General features: G+C 43.6%; 23 protein-coding genes. 16 read left to right on the top strand and 7 right to left on the bottom strand.

The features are described from left to right. The first annotated feature begins 10 nt into the window (after nucleotides 1-10). Together D2U88_RS14390 and D2U88_RS14385 are read left to right on the top strand one after the other, a co-directional pair. Nucleotides 11-607, top strand: coding sequence for a hypothetical protein (locus D2U88_RS14390; RefSeq protein WP_119641245.1), 597 nt, complete (start codon nucleotides 11-13; stop codon nucleotides 605-607). A 63-nt stretch (nucleotides 608-670) separates the two neighbouring features. Further along, nucleotides 671-1,330, top strand: a complete 660-nt coding sequence (locus tag D2U88_RS14385; protein WP_119641244.1) for a peptidoglycan DD-metalloendopeptidase family protein — start codon at nucleotides 671-673, stop codon at nucleotides 1,328-1,330. A gap of 4 nt (nucleotides 1,331-1,334) precedes the next feature. Here the strand turns inward: D2U88_RS14385 and D2U88_RS14380 are convergent, their stop codons facing one another. Both D2U88_RS14380 and D2U88_RS14375 read right to left on the bottom strand, forming a co-directional pair. Then, nucleotides 1,335-2,306, bottom strand: coding sequence for a lytic transglycosylase domain-containing protein (locus D2U88_RS14380; protein WP_119641243.1), 972 nt, complete (start codon nucleotides 2,304-2,306; stop codon nucleotides 1,335-1,337). A 48-nt stretch (nucleotides 2,307-2,354) separates the two neighbouring features. After that, a complete protein-coding gene (locus D2U88_RS14375) occupies nucleotides 2,355-3,017 on the bottom strand; it encodes an alpha/beta hydrolase family protein (RefSeq protein WP_119641242.1) in 663 nt (220 codons plus the stop codon). A gap of 161 nt (nucleotides 3,018-3,178) precedes the next feature. Between D2U88_RS14375 and D2U88_RS14370 the strand changes: the two genes are divergently transcribed. Continuing rightward, nucleotides 3,179-3,472, top strand: a complete 294-nt coding sequence (locus D2U88_RS14370) for a GNAT family N-acetyltransferase (protein ID WP_119641241.1) — start codon at nucleotides 3,179-3,181, stop codon at nucleotides 3,470-3,472. 51 nt (nucleotides 3,473-3,523) lie between these two features. Here D2U88_RS14370 and mtaB read toward each other — a convergent pair whose 3' ends face one another. Next, nucleotides 3,524-4,852 carry a tRNA (N(6)-L-threonylcarbamoyladenosine(37)-C(2))-methylthiotransferase MtaB gene (gene mtaB, locus D2U88_RS14365; protein WP_119641240.1) on the bottom strand — a complete coding sequence of 443 codons (1,329 nt, stop codon included), beginning with the start codon at nucleotides 4,850-4,852 and terminating at the stop codon, nucleotides 3,524-3,526. Between the two features lie 214 nt (nucleotides 4,853-5,066). Here mtaB and D2U88_RS14360 point away from each other — a divergent pair, with 214 nt between their 5' ends. The 13 genes from D2U88_RS14360 (at nucleotide 5,067) to D2U88_RS14300 (ending at nucleotide 18,589) form a co-directional block, all read left to right on the top strand. Further along, nucleotides 5,067-6,062 carry an SDR family NAD(P)-dependent oxidoreductase gene (locus D2U88_RS14360; protein WP_119641239.1) on the top strand — a complete coding sequence of 332 codons (996 nt, stop codon included), beginning with the start codon at nucleotides 5,067-5,069 and terminating at the stop codon, nucleotides 6,060-6,062. Between the two features lie 28 nt (nucleotides 6,063-6,090). Then, nucleotides 6,091-6,909, top strand: coding sequence for an AraC family transcriptional regulator (locus D2U88_RS14355; protein WP_119641238.1), 819 nt, complete (start codon nucleotides 6,091-6,093; stop codon nucleotides 6,907-6,909). Between the two features lie 74 nt (nucleotides 6,910-6,983). Next, the gene (locus D2U88_RS14350) at nucleotides 6,984-7,811 is read left to right on the top strand and encodes a helix-turn-helix transcriptional regulator (protein WP_119641237.1); all 828 of its coding nucleotides are present in this window, start codon (nucleotides 6,984-6,986) and stop codon (nucleotides 7,809-7,811) included. A gap of 87 nt (nucleotides 7,812-7,898) precedes the next feature. After that, nucleotides 7,899-8,423 carry a YceI family protein gene (locus tag D2U88_RS14345; protein ID WP_119641236.1) on the top strand — a complete coding sequence of 175 codons (525 nt, stop codon included), beginning with the start codon at nucleotides 7,899-7,901 and terminating at the stop codon, nucleotides 8,421-8,423. Nucleotides 8,424-8,541: 118 nt separating this feature from the next. Further along, complete coding sequence (gene ygiD, locus D2U88_RS14340) at nucleotides 8,542-9,369, top strand: 4,5-DOPA-extradiol-dioxygenase (RefSeq protein ID WP_119641828.1); 828 nt, start codon at nucleotides 8,542-8,544, stop codon at nucleotides 9,367-9,369. 221 nt (nucleotides 9,370-9,590) lie between these two features. Further along, nucleotides 9,591-11,636, top strand: a complete 2,046-nt coding sequence (locus D2U88_RS14335; RefSeq protein WP_119641235.1) for an amidohydrolase family protein — start codon at nucleotides 9,591-9,593, stop codon at nucleotides 11,634-11,636. A gap of 99 nt (nucleotides 11,637-11,735) precedes the next feature. Beyond that, on the top strand, nucleotides 11,736-12,782 hold the full coding sequence (locus D2U88_RS19775) for a DUF6090 family protein (RefSeq protein ID WP_119641234.1): 1,047 nt from the start codon (nucleotides 11,736-11,738) through the stop codon (nucleotides 12,780-12,782). Between the two features lie 211 nt (nucleotides 12,783-12,993). After that, the gene (locus D2U88_RS14325; RefSeq protein ID WP_119641233.1) at nucleotides 12,994-15,300 is read left to right on the top strand and encodes a PHP domain-containing protein; all 2,307 of its coding nucleotides are present in this window, start codon (nucleotides 12,994-12,996) and stop codon (nucleotides 15,298-15,300) included. Further along, the gene (locus tag D2U88_RS14320; protein ID WP_119641232.1) at nucleotides 15,297-15,542 is read left to right on the top strand and encodes a hypothetical protein; all 246 of its coding nucleotides are present in this window, start codon (nucleotides 15,297-15,299) and stop codon (nucleotides 15,540-15,542) included. The genes D2U88_RS14325 and D2U88_RS14320 overlap by 4 nt, the downstream gene beginning before the upstream one ends. Nucleotides 15,543-15,681: 139 nt before the next feature. Continuing rightward, nucleotides 15,682-16,059, top strand: coding sequence for a hypothetical protein (locus tag D2U88_RS19420; protein ID WP_147378595.1), 378 nt, complete (start codon nucleotides 15,682-15,684; stop codon nucleotides 16,057-16,059). 62 nt (nucleotides 16,060-16,121) lie between these two features. Beyond that, on the top strand, nucleotides 16,122-17,750 hold the full coding sequence (locus D2U88_RS14310) for a bifunctional metallophosphatase/5'-nucleotidase (RefSeq protein WP_119641230.1): 1,629 nt from the start codon (nucleotides 16,122-16,124) through the stop codon (nucleotides 17,748-17,750). Between the two features lie 12 nt (nucleotides 17,751-17,762). After that, a complete protein-coding gene (locus D2U88_RS14305; protein WP_119641229.1) occupies nucleotides 17,763-18,158 on the top strand; it encodes a DoxX family protein in 396 nt (131 codons plus the stop codon). A gap of 5 nt (nucleotides 18,159-18,163) precedes the next feature. Continuing rightward, nucleotides 18,164-18,589 carry a sulfur reduction protein DsrE gene (locus D2U88_RS14300; protein WP_119641228.1) on the top strand — a complete coding sequence of 142 codons (426 nt, stop codon included), beginning with the start codon at nucleotides 18,164-18,166 and terminating at the stop codon, nucleotides 18,587-18,589. A gap of 56 nt (nucleotides 18,590-18,645) precedes the next feature. Here D2U88_RS14300 and D2U88_RS14295 read toward each other — a convergent pair whose 3' ends face one another. From D2U88_RS14295 to D2U88_RS14280, 4 genes are all read right to left on the bottom strand, one after another. Then, entirely contained in the window at nucleotides 18,646-20,457 is a 1,812-nt protein-coding gene (locus tag D2U88_RS14295; protein WP_119641227.1) for a CocE/NonD family hydrolase, read from the bottom strand. A gap of 87 nt (nucleotides 20,458-20,544) precedes the next feature. Further along, nucleotides 20,545-21,270, bottom strand: coding sequence for a LytR/AlgR family response regulator transcription factor (locus D2U88_RS14290; RefSeq protein ID WP_119641226.1), 726 nt, complete (start codon nucleotides 21,268-21,270; stop codon nucleotides 20,545-20,547). After that, complete coding sequence (locus D2U88_RS14285) at nucleotides 21,267-22,328, bottom strand: sensor histidine kinase (RefSeq protein WP_119641225.1); 1,062 nt, start codon at nucleotides 22,326-22,328, stop codon at nucleotides 21,267-21,269. The genes D2U88_RS14290 and D2U88_RS14285 overlap by 4 nt, the downstream gene beginning before the upstream one ends. 41 nt (nucleotides 22,329-22,369) lie before the next feature. Continuing rightward, nucleotides 22,370-22,951 (bottom strand): hypothetical protein, encoded by a 582-nt coding sequence (locus tag D2U88_RS14280; protein WP_147378594.1) that lies wholly within the window; start codon nucleotides 22,949-22,951, stop codon nucleotides 22,370-22,372. Between the last annotated feature and the right edge of the window lie 275 nt (nucleotides 22,952-23,226).

Raw genomic sequence — 23,226 nt, 5'->3', positions numbered from 1 at the left:
TAAAATTGATATGGGTGAGAATAAAAAAGTAACAAAGGAAAAAGCAAAAACTTCAGATAATCAATGGGATTTCCTTTTAGAGCAATTCCAAAAAGAAAGCGATAGAGCAGCTGTAATCTTAGTAGTTTCAATAATAGATGAGAATTTACAAACTTTATTGAAAACTTATTTAGTCCCAACACCCTCATCTAGTGATTCTTTATTTGACAGTGCAACAAGCCCATTGTCAAATTTTAGTTCAAAAATTGATATGGCCTTCAGAATAGGATTAATATCAGGTAAATTTGCTCGTGATTTACATATTGTAAGGAAAATCAGAAATTCCTTTGCGCATGATATCTATGGATGCAATTTTGAAAATGGATCGGTGATTTCCCGTATAAGGGAATTAGAAAACTCGTTTCACAATACCATACTAGAGGCCATGGAAGGCATTGAAAGAAATGATGATTTATTGGAGGGAATTAGGGGGAAGTTTATTTTTATGACATCAATGATGGTGTGGGAACTTACTGATTTAATTGAAAACACCAATGAATTAAGAGAACATGTCCACGAGAGATTTTATAATCCCTTGAAAAAGGAAACAAAAACATCAATTAAATAATTTTACAATTTATACAATTCAACAAGTACCCGTATTACTTTATATTTTTCTCCTTAACTTAATATGTACTACCCCCTCAACCTTAACGGAGTTCCTATCCATCCCTTATTTGGTGATTTCCTAAAAGGAAAACCGCACATCTTTGATTTTTCCTCAAACAATCCAAAAGTTTTAGAATACAACCTTTTTGATTTTAAGGAGTTCAATGACATGATTTTTGAGGAACTGGATGCCTCTTCCCACCAATGGGGCATCGGTAAATACATGGAAGAACGCAAAACCTTTCTGAGAAACTGCACCAATATTATTGAAGAAAAACGGTATTATCATCTCGGTTTGGACATTGTTGTGCCATACAACACTCCGATGTTTTCACCTTTGGATGCCGAGGTCTATAAAACGGGGAAAGAAACTACCGTTGGTAATTATGGGGGCTACATCATTCTAAAACATGACATCAATGATGTGGTGTTTTATTCGTTCTACGGTCACTTGAAAACACCGCATTTGTTCAATTTAGGTGACAAGATCAAAGCTGGACAAGCGTTTGCGCACATAGGGCAAGAAAGTGATAGTGGTGGTTGGTTTTGCCACGTACATTTGCAAATTTTAACCCAAGAAGCTATCGATGCCGGATATACGGATTGGGGCTATATCTCACCAGAACTTCTACCAAAGGTAGAACTGTATTTCCCTTCGCCTTATTTTCTGTTCAAATATTAAAACCCTATTTCCCCACATTCCCAACACGGTAATACCCCTTGTTCGGAATCTCTATCACATATTTTTTATGGGAAGCATTGTTTAAATGGGGCTCACGCAACCAAGGGTTGTGGCGTTTCAACACTTTATAATTGATCTCATAAAGCTCGGCAAAATCGGCCCAGCTGGTCACTGCCGTGTCCACTTCTACGGTAAAGGTGGGCACCTTCTCGTACATATCCTTTTGTTCGAGCTCAAAACCATATTTCTCCGGATGGGAAATAATTTCCTTGATGGCCATGATCCGGAACACGTAACGTCCAGTTTCTTGCCCCAATAACAGATCGTAGTAGTCATCCACTTGTTGGATGCCCATGTATTTTTGGATTCCTGCCGGTCCTGCGTTATAGGCCGCAGCGGTCAAGGTCCAACTACCGAAACGTTCCTTCCACTTTTTGATATAATCACAGGCCACTTGAGTGGCTTTTTCAATATGGAAGCGTTCATCCACATTGTCGTTCACCTCAAGTCCATATTCCCTGCCTGTACCTTTCATAATCTGCCAAAAACCGGTCGCCCCTGCTGGTGAAACCACATTTTCAAGGCCACTTTCGGCAACGGCCAAGTACTTAAAGTCATCCGGGATGCCGTTCTTTTTCAAAATGGGCTCTATGATCGGGAAATATTTATTAGCACGCTTCATCAACAAAAGGGCATTGGACTGCCAATAGGTGTTCACCAAAAACTCACGATCCACTCGCTCCATGATCTCGGGATCATCCAATGGAACTGCCTCCCCTGCAAAATTGAGGTCTTCTGGAATTTCAATGGCGCTGATCTGGTAACCATCCGCCACACTTTTATCGGTTTCATCATCTTTCTGCACCTGCTGATCTTGGGCTTTCTCTTCCGTAGGTTCTGACTGAACCGCAAAAATCAAGGTGCTTACCACCGCAATTAGTCCTATAAATGCCAATATGTTCTTGATGTGTTTCATAGCCGATTTTTTAAAAAGTACCCTAAAGATACTATTATATAGACGAAATTATTGCAAAATAATTGTAGGCAGGTGTTCATTGAACCATTTTGCCCGATGAATGATCATCGTGTGCGTTCCGTTCTTTACCGGAATACAGTCCTTCATGTTGTTTATCGGAAAAACCGAGTCCTTCTCCCCATGAATGTGTACTACATTGGTAGGTGTTTCCTCCTGATTCCAATTGACGATCTGATCTATGGACCAATCAATATAATGTTTGTCCCGAACGGATAGATATTGTTCGTATAAATGCAACCGCTTGGTCACAGTTTCCCCAAAGGCATACTTGGCCAACAGTTCCACATTGTTCACCAAACCCGTGGGCAGTAGTTTGTGCACCTTGGTGTACTTGGCAAAGAGCATTTTTTTAGGTAGTTCGTGCTTGTTTGTTACGGCGGACACCACAATGACCTTTTGTACGGGCATACATTTGGCCATTTCCTGTACCAGCATCCCTCCGAAGGAAACCCCCAACAAAACCGGATTGGGGTGTGCAATCTTATCGCACATCTTTTGGGCATAATCGTGAAGACTCATCCCTTTTTCGGGAACAAACCATTCCAGGGTATGTGTCTCAAAGGTATCGGTAGGAAGATGGATGCCATCGAATATGGAAGGGTTGGCCGCCATTCCTGGCATCAGGTACACATGGATTTTGTTATCGGGCATATCACACCAAATATCGATAAGCCCTAGGAAATTAGCAATATTTTGACTAAATTTGTACCCCTTTTGCAGTTAACCCCACCTAACGGATTATTTTATTTAATGGGGATCACCAAAATCATCGCTTTGATGGTTTTACAGAGTCATTAACAAAACAGTACTATATGACACAAATGGAAATCAATGACAATAGTTTCCTGCGCCAGTTTGAAACTAGGGTCAATGGGCATTTAGCCAAAATCGAGTACTCTTCACAAGAGCGCAAAGTATTCCTGACCAAGCTGGTTATTCCAGAAGAAATTGAGCAAGAAGGCTTTAGGGAAGAATTCATCAAAGCCGTGCTTCACGAAATCCAAGAGAAAAACCTAAGAGTGGTACCAACCAGCCCTCAAATAGCAGGTTTCTTGAGAAAGAACAGACAGTATAAGGAAATGTTGCCTGTTGGCATCCGTATCTGACACCAACACAACACCCTAAAAATCAAAACCTCTCACAACCGGGAGGTTTTTTTATGCCATAACGTTTTCAGGAACAAATTCGAAACGTACCAAACCATCCTCGTCAATGGAAATCAATTCCACTTGGTGCAACGTATTCACCAACTCGGGGTTCCAAGGAGCCTTTACCTTTACATAGTTTTCGGTAAATCCATGAATGTAGCCCAATTTGTTCTCCCCTTCGAAAAGAACAGTCCTTAAACTGCCCAACTGGCTCTCATAAAAAGCCCTCCTTTTTTTGGCGGATAGCCCACGAAGCATCTTGCTGCGCTTGTTGCGTACGTTCTTGGGAACCACGTCACCCATTTCAGCCGCTACCGTATTGTCCCGTTCCGAATAGGTGAACACATGCAGATAGGAAATGTCCAATTCGTTGAGGAAATGATAGGTTTCGAGAAAATGCTCATCGGTCTCCCCAGGAAACCCTACGATCACATCCACCCCGATGCAGGCATGAGGCATCGCTTTTTTGATGCGCTTTACCCGATCCACGTACAGGTTGGTCAAGTACCTACGTCGCATTTTCTTTAAAATCTCGTCGCTGCCACTTTGTAACGGCACGTGGAAGTGGGGTACAAAGGAATTGCTCTGCGACACAAAATCAATGGTCTCGTTTTTTAACAGGTTCGGCTCTATGGACGAAATCCGCAAACGGTGAATGCCTTCCACGGTATCCAACGCTTTTACCAGATCCAAAAAGGTATGCTCATGGCGTTTGTTGCCAAATTCACCCTTGCCGTAATCCCCAATATTGACCCCTGTCAACACAATTTCCTTGATATCCTTTGATGCAATTTCTTTGGCATTGTGCAACACATTTTCCAAGGTATCGCTACGCGAAATACCACGGGCCAAAGGAATGGTACAATAGGTGCACTTGTAATCGCATCCGTCCTGAACTTTCAAAAAAGCACGGGTACGGTCGCCAATGGCATAACTGCCCACATAAAAATCGGCTTCCTCGATCTCACAGGAATGTACTTCACCTTTGTCATTCTTGGTCAAATCGTTCAGGTAATCCGTAATCTTGAACTTTTCGGTAGCACCCAAAACCAAATCCACCCCGTCCACAGCGGCGAGTTCCTCTGGTTTCAGCTGGGCATAACACCCCACCGCGGCCACAAAGGCTTCAGGATTGCTTTTTTGGGCCTGTTTTACAATGGCCTTGAAACGTTTATCCGCATTCTCGGTCACCGAACAGGTATTGATCACATACACATCCGCTTTTTCAGAAAAGTCCACACGCTCAAAGTCCTCCTTCTCAAAACTCCTTGCAATCGTGGAAGTTTCGGAAAAGTTGAGCTTACAGCCGAGGGTGTAAAAAGCGACCTTTTTGTTCATATGCGTTTTGCGTTTCAGGGCCGCAAAGATAGTGATTTGTTGGAAGTTATAAGAACAGCTTAACTATAGAAAAATCAAACTGTATTTGGTAAAACAACAGGACGTACATCCCCACTACTCCAACAAATGACCGTTTGAACAAAGTACATTCAGACGTTTGAACAAACCTGTCAGCTGTTTTCCCCTCTAGTTTTGCTCCATAAAACAAATCAAAATGGAACAGAACAATTATCAAGGCGCCTTGCAAAATCCCATTGGTTCGGGATTCAACGCGGCATCAACAACAAACGAAGTGATCCAGGGAATCGACCTTTCCGACAAAATTGCCATCGTGACCGGAGGCAACACGGGTATCGGCCTGGAAACCACCAAAACGTTGGCAAATGCAGGGGCGACCGTAATCGTTCCGGCAAGGGATATCAAAAAAGCTAAGACCAACCTACAAGGAATGGCCAATGTAGAAGTAGAAGCCATGGACTTGATGGATCCCGAATCCATCGATGCCTTTGCTGAAAAATTCCTGACATCAGACAGACCGTTACATTTGCTCATCAACAATGCGGGGATTATGTGGGTGCCTTTGCGAAGGGACGAACGCGGCATGGAATCCCAATTGGCAACCAACTACTTGGCACAGTTTCAACTCACCGCCAGACTATGGCCCTCTCTTAAAATAGCAAATGGTGCACGAGTGGTCAATGTCTCTTCATACGGCCACCAATTTGCCCCCTTCAACTTTGATGACCCCAATTTTTTAAACAGGGATTATGAGACTTTGCAGGCGTACGGACAGTCAAAAACCGCGGTGAATCTATTTTCGCTTGAATTGGATAATAGGGCCAAGACCCACAACGTCCGGGCCTATTCGTTACATCCCGGATCTATTGGAGGAACAGAATTGGCTAGGGAAGCATCGCTGGAACTGTTCCAACAAATGGGTTTTTGTGATGCCGAAGGCAATATTCTGCCCGAAGTGGCCGCATCCTTAAAAACCATTCCCCAAGGAGCGGCCACAACGGTATGGTGTGCCACAAGTCCCATGCTCCACAACTTGGGAGGGGTGTATTGCGAGGATGTGGAAATAGCAACCCTGACAACCGAATCCTCAACATCCAATGGGGTCAACCCATATTCTTTGGACCAAACGTTTGCCAAACAACTGTGGGATTTGAGCGAAGAACTCATCGGGATACAATTTCCCATCCATTGATATTGCTACCTTTACACTGCACAGGCATATGGACTATCAATTAAAATACATAACACCCGATATCAAGCTTTCTTCCTACGAGGACAAGCTGTTCAAAACGGAAGTGGTGTTTGACCACCATATGCTTGTGTGGTTCATTTCGGGGGAAACAAAGATCATACAGGCAGATGAAAGCCATGTGTTCAGGCAAGGGGACATCTTCCTGATTCCCAGAAACCAACTGGCCACCATCATCAATTATCCCAAGGACGGCCTTCCCCATAAATCGGTGGTGATGCACCTTTCCACGGACAGGTTGAGGGACTTTTATGCCAAACTGGATGTGAAACCGAAGGTGGTATCGACACCCAAAATCGTCCGTTTTGGGAACCATCCCTTATTGAAAAGTTGCCTAGCCTCCTTGATTCCCTATTTTGATATGCAAGAGGAAGCATTTCCAGAAAACATCGCTTCCTTGAAGATTACCGAGGCCATTTCCATCCTTAGAACATTGGATATGGGCATCGACGATGTTTTGGCCAATTTTGAGGAACCCCACAAAATAGACCTGGCCACTTTTATGGAACGGAATTTCATGTTCAACATGCCACTGGAAAAGTTCAGTTATTTGACTGGCAGGAGCTTGACCACTTTTAAACGGGATTTCCATAAGGTTTTCCATACCACCCCGCAACGGTGGCTTACCCAAAAACGTTTGGAACTGGCCCATTACCAATTGTCCAAAAACAATCGGAAGCCCGTTGAAGTCTACCTTGAAACGGGTTTTGAAAACCTGTCGCATTTTTCGTTTGCCTTTAAAAGACATTTTGGGTACACCCCTACCACATTGGCCGAAGGAGGACGCTGACCGTCACAATACATGATGTCGACCCTATTTTTGCTTAGCTTTGTGGCTATCTCGTCCTACGAAAGCCCAAGACTGTGCAGGAACTCTTCAAAATATTCAGGTTTACGGAAACGGATGCCAAGGCCCTTGAAAGCCAGAGCATAAAACCGCACATCCACGATTTTGAGGAATTGATCATTGGGGTCGAAGGCAAAATTTCCCATTTCATCGATTTTGATGATGAAACGGTCTATGCCCCGTTCGTAAGCTTTGTGACCCAAGGCAAACCCCACCTGCTCCAGCCACAGTTGCATGAAGGGAAATGCGACCTTTGGGTCATCCGGTTCCGAAGCGAGTTCATGTCGGAGACCATCTTTAACCTGTATAACTACTTTCATAACAGGGCCAACATCACCTTGCCCACCAATCGCTGTTTTGGGAGGCTCACTTCCCTTTGCGAGATGATGCACGATGAGGTAAACAGACCCCATCCCAACCTATCCATCATCAAACAATTGCTCACCACTTTGCTCACCATGGTGTACAATGAAAAGCCCGAGGACCCGGAACAGGAATCGAGCAATGCGCATTCCCAGACCTACGCCAATTTTTTGCGCATTTTGGAGGAAAACTTCCGAAGACCCGAAAAAATATCCTTCTACGCCGAAAAACTGTTCATGAGTGAGCGCAACCTCAACCTCATCTGTCAGGAAGTGATGCAGCAAAGTGTTGGCGAAATCATTGAGACCCGAAAATTGACCGAAGCCAAAAACCTGCTCATCAACACCAACAAGACTGTTGCCGAAATCGGTTTTGAACTGGGCTACAATGAAAAGGCCTACTTCTCCAAAGTCTTCAAACGTAAGACCGGCCAGACCCCTTCCGACTTCCGAAACGAGATGAAACAGCTCATTTCCAAATAGTACAACCCTTCTTCCAAATGGTATTACCCCCTGCTCCCTTTCTTGCGGGATCTTTGTACCATCATTAAAACCATAAAAAGTAAAACAATGTCAACAACCATTTGGAATTTAGACCCAACCCATAGCGAATTGACCTTTAAGGTAAAGCACCTGATGATCTCCAACGTGAAGGGATCGTTCACCAAGTTCAATGCGAAAATCGAAGGAGACGATTTTGAAACCTCCAAAATTACCGCAACAGTGGATGCCACTTCCGTTTTCACCAACAATACCGATAGGGACGGACACTTGAAGAGTGCCGATTTCTTCGAAGTGGAAACCTATCCCGAATTGAAATTTGAGAGCACTAGCATCACCAAAACGGATGATGGGGAATATACCCTGATCGGGGATTTGACCATCAAAGGCATTACCAAATCCGTGGAGCTCGATGTAGAGTTCGGGGGATTCATGAAAGACCCATATGGCAACGAAAAAGCCGGGTTCTCCTTTGAAGGAAAGATCAATCGCAAGGATTTCGGTCTTAACTGGAATGCCGCCTTGGAAACCGGTGGTGTTTTGGTAAGCGATGAAGTGAAAATTGCCGCCGAGGTTCAATTTGTAAAGGCCTAGGCGCAAATATGATGTACCAGTTGCCCGGATTCCGAAAGGGTCCGGGCTTTTTAAAGTTCCCTTCATGAACAGAAAGGAGTTTATCAAAATCTTGGGAATTGTACCTTTAACCACTACCATGAACAATTTAAGCACATTACGGTCGCTCGATCAGAGCCTTCCTCTTTCCGAAAAAATGCCTGTCCTCTTTTTGGGACACGGTAGCCCTATGAACGCCATCGAGGAAAACGAATTTGTATCCTCCTTTCGTAAATTGGGTAAGGAAGTGGCCAAGCCCAAGGTCATCCTTTGTGTTTCGGCCCATTGGGAAACCCGTGGCACCAAGGTGACGGCCATGCAGCATCCGCCCACGATCCATGATTTTGGCGGGTTTCCGCAAGCGTTGTTCGACGTGCAATATCCCGCACCCGGCAGTCCTGAAATGGCGCAGGAAACCAAGGACATCATCACCAAGACCCAAGTGGAACTGGACCATCACTGGGGATTGGACCATGGGGCCTGGAGCGTGATCAAGCACATGTATCCTGATGCCGATGTACCCGTGATCCAATTGAGTTTGGACTATACCAAAGACCCACAATACCACTATGAGCTCGCCCAACAATTGGAGTGCCTTCGACATAAAGGGGTATTGATCGTGGGCAGCGGCAACGTGGTGCACAACCTGCGTCGCGTAGCATGGCAAAAGTTGAACGATACCTATGCCTGGGATTGGGCCCAAGAAGCCAATGACAAGATGAGAGGTTTCATTTTGGACGACAATCACGATGCCCTTATCCACTATCACAAGCAAGGAAACAGTTTTGCGATGTCCATTCCCACCCCGGAGCACTATTTGCCCCTACTGTACACCCTCGCCTTGAAGGACAAAAAAGAGGAAGTGGAACTTTTCAATGACAAAACTGTAGGCGGATCTATTAGCATGATGTCCCTTCGGATTGCGTAATGAATAATTAAAAAAATTAAAAGCAAGGTCCGGTAATCCTTTCGCCTCGGAATATTACCGTCTTTACTTTGATTGATGATGGAAACCCCAGTTGCCAACGTACCAGTGGCGCTGGGGTTTTTTGTGGCCCAATAACAGACAGAACACGGAATATCTTAACAGCTCTATCACCCAAAATAGATTGGAAATCGTTACCTTGAAACCTTTAAAAAACCAACTTTATGAAACTTCGATTACTGATTTTTGGCCTGATTTTGTTGACAGGCCTTTCTTGTAAAAAAGAAACCGTTTCATCCCTGGCCAACTACCAAGGCGATGAAAGCTATACCGTGATCATCGGTGAAAACAAGGTGGGGTACCTCAAGACAAACACTGCCGGGGACACCATCAACATTGATTACGATTTTAAGAACAATGGCCGTGGCCCGACGATGAAGGAAACCATCGTGTTGAATCCCGAAGGCTATCCCATCGATTGGAAAATCACCGGGAACACTACTTTTGGCAACGCCGTGGACGAACATTTTTCTTTGGAAGGTGAAAATGCCTCCTGGACGGATGCCACTGGAACCGGCTCCGCCACCGTTACCTCGCCACGATTGTACGTAAACCAATTTGGAAGTCCCTACTCCGCAGTTTTGGCCGCACGCTTGCTTTTGGATGCCCCAGAGAACACTTTGCCCGTGTTGCCCGCCGGAAACCTAAAACTGACCAAGATGGAAGACCTTCTCATCCCCAAATTTTCTGGGGACGGGGAATTGGCTTTGACCACTTATGCCCTATCCGGTGCCGACCTGAACCCTTCCTATTTTATTCTGGATGGTGACCAACGCTTTTTTGCGGCCATTACCCCCAGGTTCATCATGATTCGCGAGGGGTATGAAAATGTGGAAAAAGACATGAGGGAACTCGCCGAAAACTATTCCACCCATCGGTATGAGACCCTGCAAACCGAATACGCCCACAACTACGACAAAAAGGTGCGCATCCAAAACGTGCATGTGTTCGATAGCAAAAATATGACCGTTTCCGACCCTGTTTCTGTGGTGGTGGATGGCGATAAGATCGCTGCCATTGAAGCGGCCGATGCCTCTGGCGACAACGAAGTGGTGATTGCCGGCAATGGCGGTACCTTGGTACCCGGACTATACGAAATGCATGCCCACTCCGGCGACAACGGTGCCTTGTTGAACGTATTGGCGGGGGTGACCTCTTTCCGCGATATGGGGAACGACACCGAAGTACTGTCCAACCTTATCGATAAAATCGAAAAAGGCGTGTTGGCCGGACCCCGTATTACCCGTTTGGGCTTTATCGAGGGAAAAAGTCCCTTCAACAGCAACAACGGCATTCTGGTGGAAACCAAGGAGCAGGCCTTGGCCGCAGTGGACACCTATGACAGCCTTGGCTTTTACGGCATCAAACTCTATAACAGCATGAACGGGGATTGGGCCCCGGACATCGTGAAAAAAGCCCATGACAAAGGCCTGTTCGTTACCGGGCACGTCCCCGCATTTTCCAATGCGAACGCCATGTTACGGGCCGGGTATGATGAAATGACCCACATCAACCAGACCATGTTGGGTTGGGTCTTGGAGCCTGAGGAAGATACCCGTACCCTCCTCCGATTGACGGCCATGAAACGTTTTCCTGGATTGGACCTCAACAGTCCCAAAGTACAGGAGACCATGGACCTCTTCGTGAACAACAAAACGGCCATTGATCCCACCTTGGCCATCCATGAAAAATTGATGCTTTCCCGCAACGGGGAAGTGGCCCCAGGTTCCGAGGATTATATCGACCATATGCCTCCCAATGCCCAACGTGGACTGAAAGTGGCCATGGCCCAGATTGCCGATGCCGAGGAGGACAAAGCCTATCGCGAAGCCTACGATAAAATTGTGGAGACCATCAAAATGATGAAGGACAAGGGCATCTTTATCGTGGCCGGAACCGATTTGGGCGGTGCCTTTAACCTGCACCGCGAACTGGAACTCTACGTGGACCAATTGGGCTTCACCAATGGTGAGATCCTAAAACGTGCCACCTACGATATGGCCCAATACCTAGGGCAGGATGACTTGGGAACCTTGGAACCAGGCAAACTGGCCGACTTTTTCTTGGTGCCCGGCAATCCCGTGGAGGACATCAAGGCGATCAAGACCATTGAAATGGTGAGTAAGGGCGGTACATTCTACTACCCCACCGAGGTATATCCTGAATTTGGCATTACCCCTTTTACCGAAAAACCCGAAGTAAAGGAATAACGTCTTCAAACCAACCCATAAAAGCCAGTAGCTGTTGTTGCTGGCTTTTTTTATCCCCTAAATTCATAAAAATCATATATTTAGGGAAACCAACCTCGCGTGATCCGATTCTTTCGTACCATTAGGCAACGATTACTTGCCCAAAATAGGTTCACCAAATACCTCGTTTATGCTACGGGGGAAATTGTACTGGTGGTCATCGGGATCTTGATCGCGTTGCAGATCAATAATTGGAACGAGGAGCGAAAACGAAAGGAAAACTACCAAGCCACCATTGAGCAGATTTACAATGGTCTGGAATTGGAAACCCAACAATTAAACTTTAATATAGCGGGATTGTACCTGCAACAACGGTATGCGGATAGCCTCTACAACTTTTCGGATTCCCTGCGGTTGGAACAAATCCCCGGACTTCTTTTTTACTTGGAATCCGAACCTCGGGCCTTTACTACATCCATAGGATTTCACATTCAAAATATGGTGGTGAACCCAAAGGACAAGAATGAAAACTTGTTGGCAAGGAACCTGACCAATTACCTGTCCCTGGCTTCTTCAGATGTATCCACCAATGACAAACCCATTTCGGCCATAATGATCAAGGAGGGTTTCCCTGTCCCTTCGGTCAACTTTGGGTATTCGCTTTTTATGGGGATGCTCAACGACACGGCCTACTTTAAACAAAAGGATTGGGAAAAGGCCAAATCCCTGCTGCAAACACCTGAAATCCGGTCCGGTTTGGTGCAACTGGCCCAACAAAAGGAATTTTTAAAAAATCAATTGGGTCAATTGCATGAACTCTCCACCAACTCCATGGCCCAAATTCACGATCTGTATCCCGAGGTGAAACTCCTATATGAAAATATTGGCATCATCGGCCAGGGAACCTCCAACCAAAACTGGTTGGATGATACCCTCCTAACCTTGGTAGACGAAAAGAAGGCCATTTGGGAAGCCGTTGTTACCTTAAAGGGAGGCGGTGTTAAGATTAGGGAAAACAAGAGCTGGAACGTAAACTGGGGCGGGGCCACTTTCCCAAAGGGACAACTGGAATGGTTTGGACCGGATATCATCACGGAAGCCGGAACGTTTCGGCTGATCGTTAATCTCTCCGAAAAGAACTACGAATTTATTCCCGTGGCCCAATGATCACATGCTTTGGAACGATCCTCTTTGTTGAGCAATGTGACTCCTACCATACTTGAACTGATCCTGAATATCTGAGAAACAGGGATTCCTGTTGATAAAACGACAACTCCTTACGGAAAAGCGTAAGGTATTGTAGGGGGTTTTCTGTTAATTTAGCAGAACATCGAAATAGCAATATCCCCATTAAAAGAAAGTAAACCTAAAAAAGACTGTGCATCCAATTTACCTAGACACACATATCCATACTTCTACGGACCCAAATGACGTAAATAATGATTACGACATTGAAACTTTAGTAAGTAAAATTCACGAATTTAATGGGAACTCTGAATTTTTGATTTCCCTAACTGACCATAATATGGTTAACAAAAGTGCCTATTTAAAAGCAGTTGCTTTAAATATAAACATCATTCTTGGTGTTGAACTGCACATCAGAAACTATAACACCTGTCCTGCATATCACTGTCATATCTATTTTGACTTAAATGAAATAACAGAAGAAATAATTGATGACATTAATGGTAGACTTGATGAACTATACCCAAATAAAGTAGTAGAGAAGAAAGACCCAACTATACCTACAATTCAAGATATTATAAATAAGTTTGATAAGTACAATTTTATGCTTTTGCCTCACGGAGGTCAATCACACGCTACTTTTAACACCTCAATACCAAAAGAAACTACAGTAGATGGAACATTAGAAAGAAGTGTATATTATAATCACTTTGAAGGATTTACAGCTAGAGGAGATAATGGCTTGGAGCGCACTCAAGAATATTTTAAAAAGTTAGGTATAAATGAATTTGTTAACCTAATAACTTGTAGTGACAATTACACACCAAATAATTATCCAAACGGAAAAGATAAAAATCCCTTTAAACCAACTTGGATGCTTGCAAAGCCAACATTTAATGGTTTAAGGTTATCACTATCTGAAAAGTCAAGACTAATATACTCTGAGACAAAGCCTGTATTTTATTCTGAAAATATTCAATCTGTTTCTCACAAAAAAAACAACATTGAAATAGATATCGAATTAACTTCTGGCTTAAATGTAATAATAGGAGGTTCTTCAAGTGGTAAAACACTACTTGCCGATTCAATTGTTAGAAACTTAAATAAAACTTTAGATGAATCTATTTATTCCGAATACGAAGTAGACAAGATAACTGTTGTAAATCCTTCTGGTATGATTCCTCATTTTTTGTCACAGAACTACATATCAGAAGTAGTAAACAATGTCAGTGAGGATAAAATTGAAAATATTGATATTATAAAAAGAGTTTTTCCCGGAGATGATGATATAAAAATAAGTATTAATAATGGTCTAAGAGAATTTAAAAAGAACATTCAAGAATTAATTAGATGCGTAAAAATTCTAGAAGAAGAAAGTCAAACATTAAACACGATTCCTATTATTTCCAGACTAATAACTGGTAGTAATTTAGAAACCAATATCTATGATAATCTTCAACCATCAGAAATTGAGAATGAAAAACTTCTTTTCTCCAAAGGTGCATATGATAATTATATTCAATCTTTAGATAATTTAGAAAACTTTCTGTCTCAATATCCATTCATAATACATGATTCTAACTTAGTTTTAAGCCTAAAGAAAGAACTTGAAAGCGTACTACAAATTTCAAATAAGGAAAAAAGGGTTAGAAATTTACTAGAGCAAAAGCAAGAAGATTACAACCAAGAGCTAAAGCATTCCAATCTTGAAGAACAAACCAAAAGACAAAACTTCAATAAACTTCAAGAATCCCTAAAAAAATACGTTCGAGCATACCGTCAGTTTCATAGAACTTTATCTTCAATTTCAACCTATTCTTTAAATTTTGATTCGGAGGAAATTGAATCTATGGGACATAAACTTTATATAGAAAATGACTTTGAATTAAACCCAAATAAATTCATTGAAGTAGTCAATCACTATCTAAAAAATAAAATCACTGATTTTAAATATATTACGCCTGAATTACTATTTGAATCTAACTTCAAAAAACAAAATCCTAAAGTTCATGATTATGATGATTTTGAAAGTAAAATCTACAATGGTTTTGAAAATTTAAACAAAAAGAAATACAAAATCATCACTAAGGATGGTCGAGAATTCGAAAAATTAAGTCCAGGCTGGAAAACTTCAGTAATTCTTGATATTATTTTAGGTTATGATAAAGATAGTGCACCTATAATCATCGACCAGCCAGAGGATAATTTAGCTACTGATTACATTAACAAAGGATTGGTTGAAGCTGTTAAGAAAATTAAAAGCAAAAAACAAATAATATTGGTTTCTCACAATGCCACAATTCCAATGTTAGCGGATGCTCAAAATATAATATTATGCAGAAATGTAAATAACAAATTAATCATTAAATCAAGTCCATTGGAAGGAGAAATTGAAGGTAAAAGTGTTGTGGATTTAATAGCCACAATTACGGACGGTGGTAAATCCTCAATTAAAAAGAGAGTAAAGAAATATAATCTTAAGAAATTTACAGAAGAATGAAATTGATATTTAACAAAGAGGAAAATAATGACATTACCATTAAGATACAGCAAGGTACCATTGCCGTTGACTTCACATACACAGAAATGATCAAACAAATGTTAGAGGATAATTCTATTGAGGACACGGACTTTGGTAATTTATCACATGATGAAAAAGTAAACTTGGAAGAAATGCTTAAGAAAATTTCGGGGATTTTTGCTGAGGAAGAAACTGAAGACGAAAGTTCTAGTGAAAAATAGATACTAATAAACTTAATAGCTTTTCGAAATTGAAACAGAATTTATTCATCCAACTCTATTCCAATTTCTTTGCACCAATCACCCATCCTCTGTAACTTTAGTTACAGCAAAATTGCACAGATCGTTTTTAATTTGAAACATGCAGGGAATCCACACATCACCACCTAGCACTAAAAAAGGACTGTCCGTTCTGTTGATCGGGCTGCTCCTTTTGGCACCCTGCAAGGTCCGGAACACCATAGAGTCCTCTTTGGGTCTCACCACCACCAAGGTGACCAACAAGATTAAGGCCACTGCGGCTTCCAAAACCTGTTGCGCGTCTTTTGTTACGGTGTCCACGGCCAAAGCAAAGGAAATCAATGCCCAACCCCTGCCTTTTTTGCCCATTACTACCACGGCTTTGGCAGCACTTGGATCAACAGGAAATCAACCACTACTGCACTCTGACAATGAAGTGGCTTTACCTCCTTCGGTACCGTTGTACATTCTCTACCAACAGTTTAAGGGCTACCTGTAAGCATTCCATAACAAGACCCCATTTTTATCCTTAGCTTACGTTTCATTACAAACACAAAACACATGATACCACATAAAATCCTGGGCTTGGCGGCCCTGGCCCTCCTCGGCGGAACCCTGTTTTCGTGCAAGGAGACCCCAAAAGAAAACCCCGAGCAGACCATCACCATTCTGCAAACCGCTGACATTCACGGGCAATTGCAGCCCCACGATGAGCTGTTCTGGGAAAACGACCAGATTACCTTTCGCCAGCTGGGTGGTTTGGCCCATGTGAAGACCCTTTTTGAGCAGGAACGCAGCAAAGACCCCGAAGGCACCCTGATCTTAGACGGTGGCGACATGATCCAAGGCAGTGCCGTGGCGGCCCTTTCGCACGGGAAGGCCTTTGCCCCCATCATCAAGGCCATGGGGTACGATTTTCTGATTCCCGGCAACTGGGAGGTCGTCTATGGCAAACAGACCATGATGGACGTGCTGCAGCACTACGACACCCCGGTCATTTCGGCCAATATGTACGATGAGGCTTCGGGCGAAACCCTGTTTCCCCAATATTTTATCAAGGAAATGAAAGGCGTAAAACTCGGTTTTATCTCCTACAACGATCCCGAGATTCCGGTACGCCAGAACCCATCCTTCAGCAAGGGCATCCGTTTTGATCCCATCGACAAAAACTTGGAGGCCCTCATCACCGAACTCAAGGACAACCAAAAGGTGGACCTGCTCTTTTTGGTGACGCATATTGGCATCAGCAAGCAATACGATTTGGCCAATCACCCTGCCCTGCAGCGCGTGGATTACATTTTGGGCAACGATACCCACGAACGCATCCGCAAACCGCTTCAGGCGAAATATTCCAAGGTGACCGAACCCGGGGCCTTTGCCTCCTTTGTGGGCAAACTGACCTTGATGGTGAAGGATGGCAAGATCATCAAGGAAGATTACGACCTCATGGAAGTGGATCCAAAAACATACCCCGCCGATGCACAAGTGGCACAGCTTATTGATCAGGAAACCGCCCCATACAAGGAAGAAATCGAACAGGTGTTGGGCTATACCAGCACCCCACTCTACCGCTATTTTGTGGTGGAAAACCCCATGGACAACTTTATTACCGATGCCGCCCGCTGGAAGACCGGGGCCGATATTTCCATTTCCAACGGGTTCCGGTTCAGTACGCCCATTTCCATTGGAGAAAGCGGCAAGGCACCCATTACCCGGGCCGATCTGTGGAGCATGCTCCCTGTAAACGAAAAGGTAAAAATCGGCAAGGCCACGGGCAAGCAGATCAAGGATTGGCTGGAAAAGGAAATCCACAACGTATTCGCCCAAAATCCCATGGAACGCTTCGGGGGTTGGTTGGTGCGCTTTTCGGGTATGGAGCTCACCTTTTATGCCAACAAACCCAAAGGGGAACGCGTGGCATCGATCATGATCGGTGGCGAGCCCATGCAGGAGGATAAACTGTACACCCTTTCGGCCTGTAGGCGCGAGGGCGAACCGCTGCCCACCCTCTGTCGCATGCCAAACACCGTGGAGACGGAAGTGATGGACTATACCGTGCATGATGTGATCGTGGAATACCTGAAAGCCAAGGGTGCCATTGCCCCAGTAATGGATGGTCGGGCCAAAGCCTTGGACCTAGGCGACAATGTGTTGTCGCAATTGCCTGGAACCGATTATCAATTCCACTAAACCCTGATCGATATGGAAAACAAAACCATTGCGGTCAGTCGTACCTCGGTAACCGTTTTGCGGATGTTGGTGAGTTTGATCTTTATCGTGGCCAGCCTGAACCATCTGCTCAACGTGGACAAGACCATTGCCAAAATGGATCAGGCCCGGTTTGGTACCTTGGGCCATTTGTTGGGTCCTGCCGAAATTTCTGTGATAGTGTCGGGCGTGGTGATGTTCGTGTTTGGCATCGCTTTTTTTGCGGGTTTCAAGACCCGCTTGTCGGCCATCGTGCTCATTTGTGTATTGGTGCCCATCACCCTTACCGTTCAAGTGGGACAAATGGCCACCATTGGACCGTTGTTCAAGAACATTGCCATTTTAGGCGGACTCCTATTTTTTGTACTGAATCCAAAACTTAAAAAATAATACTCATGAAACATATATTGACAATGGCTTTGGTAGCCATGACTTTTATAGCAGGGCTCCAAGAAGGGAAAGCCCAGACCACTTATAACAAAGAGCGAAACAATTATTTTGTGCTCACCCGAAACGTTCCCCAACTGAAGGCCATTATCCTGGCCGCCGATGCCCTAGCTACAGATGACGGGGAAAAATTTGGGGAGTTCCATGTGGTCATCTGCGGGCAGACCGTTTCCGACCTTACGAACTTGGAAACCATGCAACCCTATCTGGATATGGCCAAAAACAAGAACATCAAGTTGTTGGCCTGTGGATTTTCTTTGAAAAAGTTCGGGGTGGACGCTACAAAACTTCCCAAGGAAATGGGTGTGGTTGAAAACGGCATTTTATATGGGTTTAACCTGCAAAAAGATGGTTTTCTGAGCATTACTTTGTAAAATACTCAGGGTTTGAATAGAGAAAAAGGGCAATACTTCAATTGCCCTTTTCTTTTTTACTTTTTTACCGGAATTTTCAGATAACTATCCCCATACCATTTAATGACCAAGGGTTCCTGGGCATCTTTGATAGTTTCTTCACTTACATTTTTGCCCGTGCCATAATTGATTTCAGTAAAGGGGTCCTTGATCCCATTGATGACCACAACCAATCTACTTCCCTTACTGATTTTCTTGCTCGTCATCCGTACGATGCCAAAAGGAAGTTTTGTTTTTTCATTTGGTGTCAACAATTGTCGGTGTTCTCGATCTCGTACATAACTCGCCCTACCTACATAGGGTAATGCCAGTGCAAAGAATTTGCCCTCAGGGGTCTGCTCAAACAACACCACTTTATAATCAAAATCCTTTTTGTTGATGGAGACCGAGATCTCCCCTCCAAATGAACCGTTCAGTTCAAAATCGGAGTCAAAAGGTTCGGTCACAAAGGAAAAACCTTGTCCCACCATTAAGCTGTCGGCAATAATACTTCTCCAGCCACTTGAATTCCAGGTAAGGTTGCTACGATCCGAAAAATCAATGGTCTGCTCCAAAAATGCATTGGGGTCTTCAGGTTGTTCCGACAGTGTGTAATGAATATCCTCCCCGTTGTTTCCCGTACCAAACAGCGAGGAAAAGGCCACCCCCGAACGTTGGTTGCTCAAATAATAGTTGAGCGTGTCCGTGGCCATCTGCCCCAATGAAGGAGCGTGTTCCCATTTGTTGGCTCCCATGACCTCGTAATTGATCTTGTCTTGAAGCAATGTGGGTTTGGCCTCACCCTTCATGACGTAATCAAACCACTCGAAAATCAACTCCGTGATATCAATTTGTGCCACGGAATCGATGTCATATCCCAAAACACGGGCATCTGGTTTTTGTTGGGCGCCAAAATGGGTATACGGCCCAATGACCAGGTAATGTTCTGCATTTTTGTTGTATTTGGCATGTTCCCTCAAATAGTACTGGGTGCCGATTTGTCCCCCATCATAATACCCGGTCGTGGCCAAAACAGGTATGTTGATATGGGCAAAATCCTCTTTATAGGGTATCATGTCTTGCCAATAAGTGTCAATGGTCGGGTGTAACAATCGCTCCCCAAACTGGGGATTGGGCAATCCATCCAAACTATCCATGGCATTGTAAGCCACCCCTCTTTGAAACCATTCCATGTTCAAATCCTGCCAACGTTGCCCGTTATAATACAAGGTGGTGTCCAAATATTGGTTGTTGGAAACATAATGGTGCCATGGAAAGTGAAAATTGAAATAGACCCCGTTTTCCATGGGCTCCGCGATACCCGGTGCCGCAGAAACCGAAGGAACAATCGTTTTTAAGGCGGGATGCACCTTGTTTTTTACAGCGGCCCATTGTGTGAAGCCTACATAACTTCCGCCATACATCCCCACTTTTTGGTTGCTCCAATCTTGCCTACTGATCCAGTCAATGACCGCATACGTGTCGGTTGTTTCATGTTTATAGGGTACTATGGAATCGGGGCTCAATCCTTTGCCACGGGTATAGGAAACCACCCCAACATACCCGTGGTCCGCTGCCATTTTTGCCCTTTTTAGGTCGCTTTTACGTGCGTAGATGGTATGGAACAACACCGCAGGAGTGGGTTCCTCATTTTGGGCGTTCCGAACCACGATCGCATGGATTTTGGCACCATCCTGCGTTGCAATCAAGATACTGTCCTGAACTAGATAGGTTGTGCCATTTTCGGTAACAGTCCTTGGGATTTGAACTGGGGTCCGTTCCTTGCAAGCGGCTAGAAAACATAAGGCCAGAACTGCAATACTGTATGCTTTGCTAATCGATTTTTTCATTTTGATTGATTTTGAGTTTAGGGCATAGTCGCCCCTAAGCTTTATGCTTTTGCTATTCGTTTTTTGATGTGATTGCATGTTCAATCGCTACAAACTGTTTCGGTTTTTGAACGCTACCGATTGTCTTGTCGAGAGGTCCACCGTTTCCCCAGTGGTCATTACAATTCGTAGTTTGTTATTGAAATAAGGTTGTATTTCCTCGATGTATTCCGTGTTGATGATTTGGCTCCTGTTGGCCCTGAAAAACGTATTGGGGTCCAATTTTTCCTCCAGTTGGTTCAGGGAACGCTTCACCATGGCTTTTTGATTACCAAAATATAGGCGCACATAATTGTCCATGGACTCTACTAAACGTATCTCCGATAATGCAATGAAATAGACCTTCTCACCATCCTTGATAAAGATTTTTTGATGGCTTGCCAACGGTGCTTTCTGTGCCTCTTCCTTCTTTTGTAATTCAACCTTTACCTTTTCAATGGTTTTGACAAAACGCTCGTCCCTAAGCGGTTTTACCAAATAATCCAGCGCATTTACCTCAAAAGCTTGTACCGCATATTGGTCATAAGCCGTTGTGAACACCACTTCGGGAACGGTTCCCAGTTCCTCCAGCAAATCAAACCCAGATTTCCCTGGCATATGGATATCCAAAAAGATGATGTCAGGCTGTTCTTTTTCAATCAAACTGATGGCAACTTCCGCATTGTTCGCTTCTCCCACAATTTCAAATTCTGGATAGCCTTCAAGCGCCCTTCGGACCTCTTCACGGGCCAAACGCTCATCATCTATGATCAAAGTTGTATATCTATCCTTCATTTTTCAATCGGTATCATTAAGGTGGCAACCACCTCGTTTTCGGAAGGAGACTCCATCTTAAAATTCGCCTTCCCTTCATATTGCAACAAAAGGCGTTGCTTTAGATTTTTTAATCCAACCCCAATATGATCATCTTTGGAGAGATTTCCAGGGTTTTTGACGGTTATCACCACATGGTCGTTCTCCTTTTGCACCAAAATAGCAACGGTACCTCCTTCCAACTGTTTATCTATCCCGTGTTTGATGGCGTTTTCCACCAAAAGTTGAATACTCAGTGGCGGGATTTTAAAGTGTTCAAGGGTCCGGTCCACATTGAATTGAATATTGAGACGTTCCTCAAATCGTAGTTTTTCCAACTCCACATAATCCTTTACCAATGCCATTTCTTCCGCAATGGATATGGTGGTATGTTCCTTTTCATATAGTGATGAACGCAATAGATCGGATAACAGATCAATGGCCCTGCGTGCACTCTTCGGGTTTTCAATGACCAATGCTTTAATGGAATTCAGGGAATTGAACAAAAAATGAGGGTTCAACTGTGCCGCCAGATTGTCCAGTTGGGTCTGCTTTGCAATTACCGAAAGCTGTGCATTCGCCTTTGTCGTTTTTACCTCTCTTTGGTAAAAATGATAAGCATGATAGGCCAGCACCCAAATGGCCATATGCCTCAATCCTGTTATCAAAACTGGGTTCCAAATCCATACGTTGTCCTCAAAGGTATTGTTGTGATGCACCAAATAGATATAGGCCGAAGTTTTTAGATTCATCAATTGCATAAACAAAACGGCCAAAATCAATATGGATGGAATAATCCTTTTTAGCAGTTGTTTAATGCCCAGTTGATTCCATCCTGATCTTAACGCAATTGCTCTGTACGCGTGGGTTAGGCCAATGCAAACGGAAACGTCCAACACATAGTTGACAATGGCATGGGGAACCGTAAAATGATCTCTGTCCAAAGCAATGTACAACCACAACAAGGAAACCACACCCCAACATACGATTTGGCATTTCCAATAAAGCGATATTCCTGTATTTGATTTTTTTGCTCCCAAAGTTCTGGTTTGAAATATACTGGATTTAGGCTAAGGTTATCTTAATTGGCTTTTGAATAGCTAGTCAATTCATTGGTATATAAGCCATAACCATCATCGTTGACATGTTTGATGTAGGTTTTCAATTCCGGGGAATACCACCAAATATCGTTCATCTCCCCCTTAAAACCTCTGGAATTTGTCACAATTCCTTTGTATTCTATTTTATATGCCTTGAATTTCCCGGCCACCACATGTAACTCTTCAAATGCAGTAATTTTAGCATCTTGACTGGTTTTTCCCGTTGTACCTTCATTATTTTCCCATTCCGATACATATTTCCATTTTTTTCCTACCTCTAAAGGCCAATTCCGAAATGGGGTATCGCTCTGCTCTTGATGAATCGTTTTTGAAATTTGAAGCGTATCGATACCGTTCCAAAGCCCTAACGTTCCGTTGTAGTTTACTACTTCCTGAATGTCTTCCCCTTGTGCACGAACCTCCCCTTCAGCTACACGTTCCCATTTCCAGATCCATTTTTCCCCAAGAGTATAATCCTTTAAAATGGGTGGATTGGTTTTTGTTGTTGCACAATTACCGAAAATCAGTAAAAGTGCCATGTAGAATAGTACCTTTGTTTTCATCTCTGTTGATTTTTGATTGATGTATAATGATAGTTGTGGTTGTATCATTCACAACCGGTACAAAGCAACAGAAAACATCCCATCCGAGGAACAGAAAGTACATGGACGTAAAAATCTGGGGTTAAGCGTATGACATCCGTCGGACGTATGCCACTTTTGGGTAATCTCAAAAACCTTTTCCCAGATACAACCCACTATTCCAAAACAGTTGACAAAAAGGGTGATAACCTTTGTTAGCCCTTCTTTCCAGCTTACCATTTTTCCACTAAATTCGA

The organism is Flagellimonas aequoris (assembly GCF_003584165.1).
GTDB classification, from domain to species: Bacteria; Bacteroidota; Bacteroidia; order Flavobacteriales; family Flavobacteriaceae; genus Flagellimonas; species Flagellimonas aequoris.
This window is presented reverse-complemented; position numbering and strand designations above follow the sequence as displayed.

Excerpts from the sequence above, each read along its gene's own strand:
- D2U88_RS14390 (WP_119641245.1), top strand. The coding sequence starts at position 11 with ATGGGTGAGAATAAAAAAGTAACAAAGGAAAAAGCAAAAACTTCAGAT.
- D2U88_RS14385 (WP_119641244.1), top strand. The coding sequence starts at position 671 with ATGTACTACCCCCTCAACCTTAACGGAGTTCCTATCCATCCCTTATTT.
- D2U88_RS14380 (WP_119641243.1), bottom strand. The coding sequence starts at position 2,306 with ATGAAACACATCAAGAACATATTGGCATTTATAGGACTAATTGCGGTG.
- D2U88_RS14375 (WP_119641242.1), bottom strand. The coding sequence starts at position 3,017 with ATGCCCGATAACAAAATCCATGTGTACCTGATGCCAGGAATGGCGGCC.
- D2U88_RS14370 (WP_119641241.1), top strand. The coding sequence starts at position 3,179 with ATGACACAAATGGAAATCAATGACAATAGTTTCCTGCGCCAGTTTGAA.
- mtaB (WP_119641240.1), bottom strand. The coding sequence starts at position 4,852 with ATGAACAAAAAGGTCGCTTTTTACACCCTCGGCTGTAAGCTCAACTTT.
- D2U88_RS14360 (WP_119641239.1), top strand. The coding sequence starts at position 5,067 with ATGGAACAGAACAATTATCAAGGCGCCTTGCAAAATCCCATTGGTTCG.
- D2U88_RS14355 (WP_119641238.1), top strand. The coding sequence starts at position 6,091 with ATGGACTATCAATTAAAATACATAACACCCGATATCAAGCTTTCTTCC.
- D2U88_RS14345 (WP_119641236.1), top strand. The coding sequence starts at position 7,899 with ATGTCAACAACCATTTGGAATTTAGACCCAACCCATAGCGAATTGACC.
- ygiD (WP_119641828.1), top strand. The coding sequence starts at position 8,542 with ATGAACAATTTAAGCACATTACGGTCGCTCGATCAGAGCCTTCCTCTT.
- D2U88_RS14335 (WP_119641235.1), top strand. The coding sequence starts at position 9,591 with ATGAAACTTCGATTACTGATTTTTGGCCTGATTTTGTTGACAGGCCTT.
- D2U88_RS14320 (WP_119641232.1), top strand. The coding sequence starts at position 15,297 with ATGAAATTGATATTTAACAAAGAGGAAAATAATGACATTACCATTAAG.
- D2U88_RS19420 (WP_147378595.1), top strand. The coding sequence starts at position 15,682 with ATGCAGGGAATCCACACATCACCACCTAGCACTAAAAAAGGACTGTCC.
- D2U88_RS14310 (WP_119641230.1), top strand. The coding sequence starts at position 16,122 with ATGATACCACATAAAATCCTGGGCTTGGCGGCCCTGGCCCTCCTCGGC.
- D2U88_RS14305 (WP_119641229.1), top strand. The coding sequence starts at position 17,763 with ATGGAAAACAAAACCATTGCGGTCAGTCGTACCTCGGTAACCGTTTTG.
- D2U88_RS14300 (WP_119641228.1), top strand. The coding sequence starts at position 18,164 with ATGAAACATATATTGACAATGGCTTTGGTAGCCATGACTTTTATAGCA.
- D2U88_RS14295 (WP_119641227.1), bottom strand. The coding sequence starts at position 20,457 with ATGAAAAAATCGATTAGCAAAGCATACAGTATTGCAGTTCTGGCCTTA.
- D2U88_RS14290 (WP_119641226.1), bottom strand. The coding sequence starts at position 21,270 with ATGAAGGATAGATATACAACTTTGATCATAGATGATGAGCGTTTGGCC.
- D2U88_RS14280 (WP_147378594.1), bottom strand. The coding sequence starts at position 22,951 with ATGAAAACAAAGGTACTATTCTACATGGCACTTTTACTGATTTTCGGT.